The sequence below is a fragment of the Chitinophaga sp. genome (assembly GCF_036569185.1).
Lineage (GTDB): Bacteria > Bacteroidota > Bacteroidia > Chitinophagales > Chitinophagaceae > Chitinophaga.
The window spans coordinates 1-4,164 of sequence record NZ_DATCRD010000252.1; the positions used below are offsets into that span (position 1 = coordinate 1).

Here is a 4,164-nt window from a genome sequence, read left to right on the forward strand (position 1 = left end):
ATGCCTCCGGTGGATGAAATAAATAACCATGTTGCATAAGATCCGCAAACAAACACTCCTGCTCACAGTGCATAACAAAGACACTGTTTTTACCTGGCAACACCAGGTAACGGCGTTGTATTGGAAAAAGATCATCCCCGCACTGGAAAAACTGTTCGACAGCTACAGCAGCGAGGACATAGTGATGTATATAGACCTGCTGGAAATTGACCTCGGGAAAATTAAAGCAGCTGATCTTGATAATGATCATTACATTACGCTGCTACTGAAAAAACTAACTGCTGCCTTAACCGCATTGCAGGTGAAGAAAGCGCCCCGTAAAACCTTACCTGAGCACAGCTTCGACCAGTGGTGCTACTATATGGAGCATGGCGCGCTTCCCTGGAACGCCGCAAGGCCCGGCGCACAATGGTACCAGGAGGTGTTGCAAACGCTGGCTACCAGTCATACGGCCATTACCATGCTTCGCCAACAGGCAATGAATAACCGGGATTATCTGCTTCGTATCCTGCTACAGCACACACCGGAATTTATTACCCGGCTGCTGGCCGTTATCACCGCCAGGAAACAAAACAACTGGGCCCCCCTGATCCAACAGCTCTATGATGCCTGCCGCCTGTTACAACTGACCGGTAATGCACCACTGAATCGCCGCGTATTTGAACAATCCTGCTGGTATACCTTGTTGCGGGAAGTAATTAAAGACCCCGCCGTAAGTGAACAGGTACTAACCGGCAGCCTGCTGGTACAGCAGCCGGTGTTTATTGCACAAATACAGCAGCTGCTGAAAATGTGCCGTAATAACAACTGGAACGAATTATTATCCGCCGCCGTTTCACTTAATACGCAACAGCTCACGCAACTGCAAAAAGAAAAGCCTGCTGCACCGTTTGACGACGATGCGCTGCCACCGCAGGAAATGGACGTACCGGAAGAAGATGCGCCCGATGCCCCGGTAAGCGCCCATACCTTTTACGTGGTAAATGCAGGGATCATTTTGCTGCATCACTGGCTGGCTCCCCTGTTCACACAGCTGGAATGGATAACGGAAGGTAAGAAGTTTGTAAATGCCGCCTGCCGGAAGAAAGCCATTATGCTGCTGCATTATATGGCTACCGGTGAAACAGAAGCAGAGGAATTTGAATTAATGCTTCCCAAACTGCTTTGCGGCTGGCCTTTAAAGAAACCACTGGATACAAAGCTGCCGCCGGAAACTGCTGCCATCGAGGAAGCAGAAGGACTGATAGAAAACGCGATCAGCTACTGGAAGGCATTAAAAAATATTTCGGCAGATGGATTACGGGAAGGGTTCCTGCAAAGGCCCGGAAGGCTGATCACCGGCACTGATAAGCATCAGCTGCAAATGGAAGCGGATACGATCGATATCCTGCTGGATCGCCTGCCCTGGAATATCAGTATCATAAAACTGAAGTGGATGAAAATACCATTGCATGTGCAATGGCGGTAAGGCATTTTTATTTTCTGAGGAATTAAAAATATCCAGTTGAGCGTAAAAACATTACAACCTGCAAATATACAAAGAGAAGCCACGCCGGCTTCCGCCCCCTTCTGGGGCAAACCTTCCGCACAGTCCTTTTTCCAGCCCGCCATTCAACGCAAATGCGCTCACTGTGAAGCGGAGGAAAAGAAGAGCAAAGTGCAGCGCAAAGAGGCTTCCCCGGCTGCTGTCTCACCGGCATCCGTTGAAAGTAGTATCAACGGTACAAAAGGAAAGGGAGAGGCATTGAAGGGAGATACCCTGCATGAAATGAATAATGCCTTCGGGGCCGACTTCAGCAAAGTGAAGGTACATACCGGCGGGCAGGCTGCAGGGCTTAGCCGGCAGTTGAATGCACAGGCATTCACTACCGGCAACGATATTTATTTTGATGAAGGAAAGTATGCACCCGGCAGCAGTACAGGAAAACACCTGCTGGCGCATGAGCTTACACATACTTTACAACAGGGACAGGGAACAACTGGTATCAGCAGGCAGGTTGCCGCTTTAAAAGAACATGGCGACCTGGGACAGGTGCCTCCGGGGCTGGCCTGCCCGGTGGATACCAGTACGCCCCGGGTGGAAGACAGCTATCCCTTTACCGTAGCATCGTCCGGTTTATCGCCGGCCAACCAGCGCCTCATCAGCGGGTTTGCGGCCAACTGGCACCGCCTGGGCGCTAACGCCACTGTACGGATTGATGGCTTTGCCAGCCTGGATGGGGCCGACCCGTATAACTGGGAGCTGTCGTGCCGCCGCGCACAGGCCGTAAGAGATGAAATGATCACTCCTTCCGATGGCAGCCCGGGTATTGGCGCCGGCTTCATCTCCATTTTTGCACATGGAGAAACCAATCACTTTTCCCGTACAGACCCTGTGGCAAACCGTGTAGCGGTGATCAGCTCCGTGGTGCCGGTGCCGCCGCCACCGCCGCCAACACCTACGCCTCCTGTAACGCCTGAAAGAAAATGCGGCCCTAACGTTACCTCCGAAATTGCAAGGGTATGGGCGCAGGTACAAAGCAATTTCAACAGCTGGGGATTCATGGATAAAATGAACGCCTGCCGTTATCTCATACAACCGGTAATTGCCGGCAGCAGCGGGTTAGAGCTGAACAAAGATGCATTCGACACCTTTGGCTTATTCCTTAATACCGCCGGCTGGACACAGCGTGGCCCTTACCACCCGCCATGCGGTGTGCCCGGATCAACCGGCGATCCGTGCTGGAGCCGCGATCCCCTGCATGAAGCAGATGATGTGTGCTCCAATACCGTGCAAACAGGCAGTGGCTGCTGGAAATCAGGCACCGTTAACTACGGCACCTATGGTATCATGATGCGTCTTTGCGATGGCTTTATTACGCCTATCGCATTTTTACCGCCGCCATTTAATATCCTTAGCGGCGCGTTCTCTTATGCTTCCATGGTGGCGCTGATCACTGCTTACAAGCTTTATGATCATGAAAACCCTATGGACCCCATCGCCTGGGCAAGCGCCACTTACAATGGCGGTCCGTCCGGCGTACCGGCAGGAGGCAATAAACCAAACTGCCCTGCCACCTGCAATGTGCCGTTTACCACGCCTTCATTTGATTATGTATGGGAACCGGTGCGGCAACGGGGCTCGCTGAATGCTGCGCCGTATGCTTACCCCTGTTCAACAACACCATAGCGCATAAAAAAAGTATTATGAAAAGATCTCCGAAAACAGTTAAGAACAAACCCCTGGAAAAGGACAAACCTTTTTTCAGCAAAGCTGAAAACGGGGAGTCTTTTTTTAGTAAGCCCGGAGATAATACCCTGCAACGGCAACCGGCAGATACAAAAGCAAAAGACACTGCCCCTGCAGCCCCCGTAGCAGATGCCTGTAAAAACAGCAGCACGCCGGAATCCAAATGGGCCAACGATAACCCGGGACAGGTATTTGGTGTGGAAGACAGGTCCGACGGCCAATCACAAAGTAATGAGCTTATTTTCTGGAACTATTGCGTGGGAGAAGCGGCTATGCGCAGCGCCCACCGCGAACGGCTAAACGAAGTAGCGGACCGCTGGGTGGAAGTACTAAAAAAAGACAGTGATCTGAAGGTAAAACTGCAGGGCGCCGCCAGCACCTCGGGAAATGCAGATAGCAACAAAGCCCTGGCGGCGCAACGCGCCGCCATTATCAGGGATTTCCTCATCGCAAAAAATATCCCCGGCAGCAGGATAGTAATAGATACCACTTCCACTCCCCGCAGTATGGCGCCCGAAACTTCGCCGGAGAACCAGGCCCGCAACAGGAGGGTGGAACTGTTCCTGTTCCGCTCTACGCCTGTAGTAAATAAATTACCACCCTGGGTGGATGTGCAGGTGGATAATCTGCTCATCGGTCAGCAGGGAGTACCTACGCCTAAACCTACATTTAACGAAAAGGATAATTTTTTTGCCCGCAATCATTTCTCCATGGCGGCATCGGCAGATATCACGCTTACCTCGCTGGGTGGCACCCGCGTTGGCTTTTCACAGGTGCTCACGCGGGATACGCTCATGGCGCAGTACAGCGATAATGCCGGTCGCACACTGTTGCTGGATTACGCTAACTGCAACCTGCTACCCTGCAAAGACCTGGAAAATGCGACCAGCCATTTTGCGTTGGACGGGCTGAGTATGTCTAACACAGGTCCCGGT

General features: G+C 52.0%; 3 protein-coding genes. All 3 read left to right on the forward strand.

Translation table 11 applies throughout. From position 1 onward, the window contains the following. Window positions 1-28 precede the first annotated feature (28 nt). Entirely contained in the window at window positions 29-1,468 is a 1,440-nt protein-coding gene (locus VIM72_RS18900) for a contractile injection system tape measure protein (RefSeq protein WP_332004382.1), read from the forward strand. Window positions 1,469-1,504: 36 nt separating this feature from the next. Then, window positions 1,505-3,169: an eCIS core domain-containing protein gene (locus VIM72_RS18905; RefSeq protein WP_332004383.1), complete on the forward strand. Its 1,665-nt coding sequence runs from the start codon at window positions 1,505-1,507 to the stop codon at window positions 3,167-3,169. A 17-nt stretch (window positions 3,170-3,186) separates the two neighbouring features. Continuing rightward, on the forward strand, window positions 3,187-4,164 hold a 978-nt coding region (locus VIM72_RS18910; protein WP_332004384.1), incomplete at its 3' end, for an OmpA family protein.

What these genes read in the sequence shown, in the direction of transcription:
- VIM72_RS18900 (WP_332004382.1), top strand. Translation starts at nt 29, where the DNA reads ATGTTGCATAAGATCCGCAAACAAACACTCCTGCTCACAGTGCATAAC.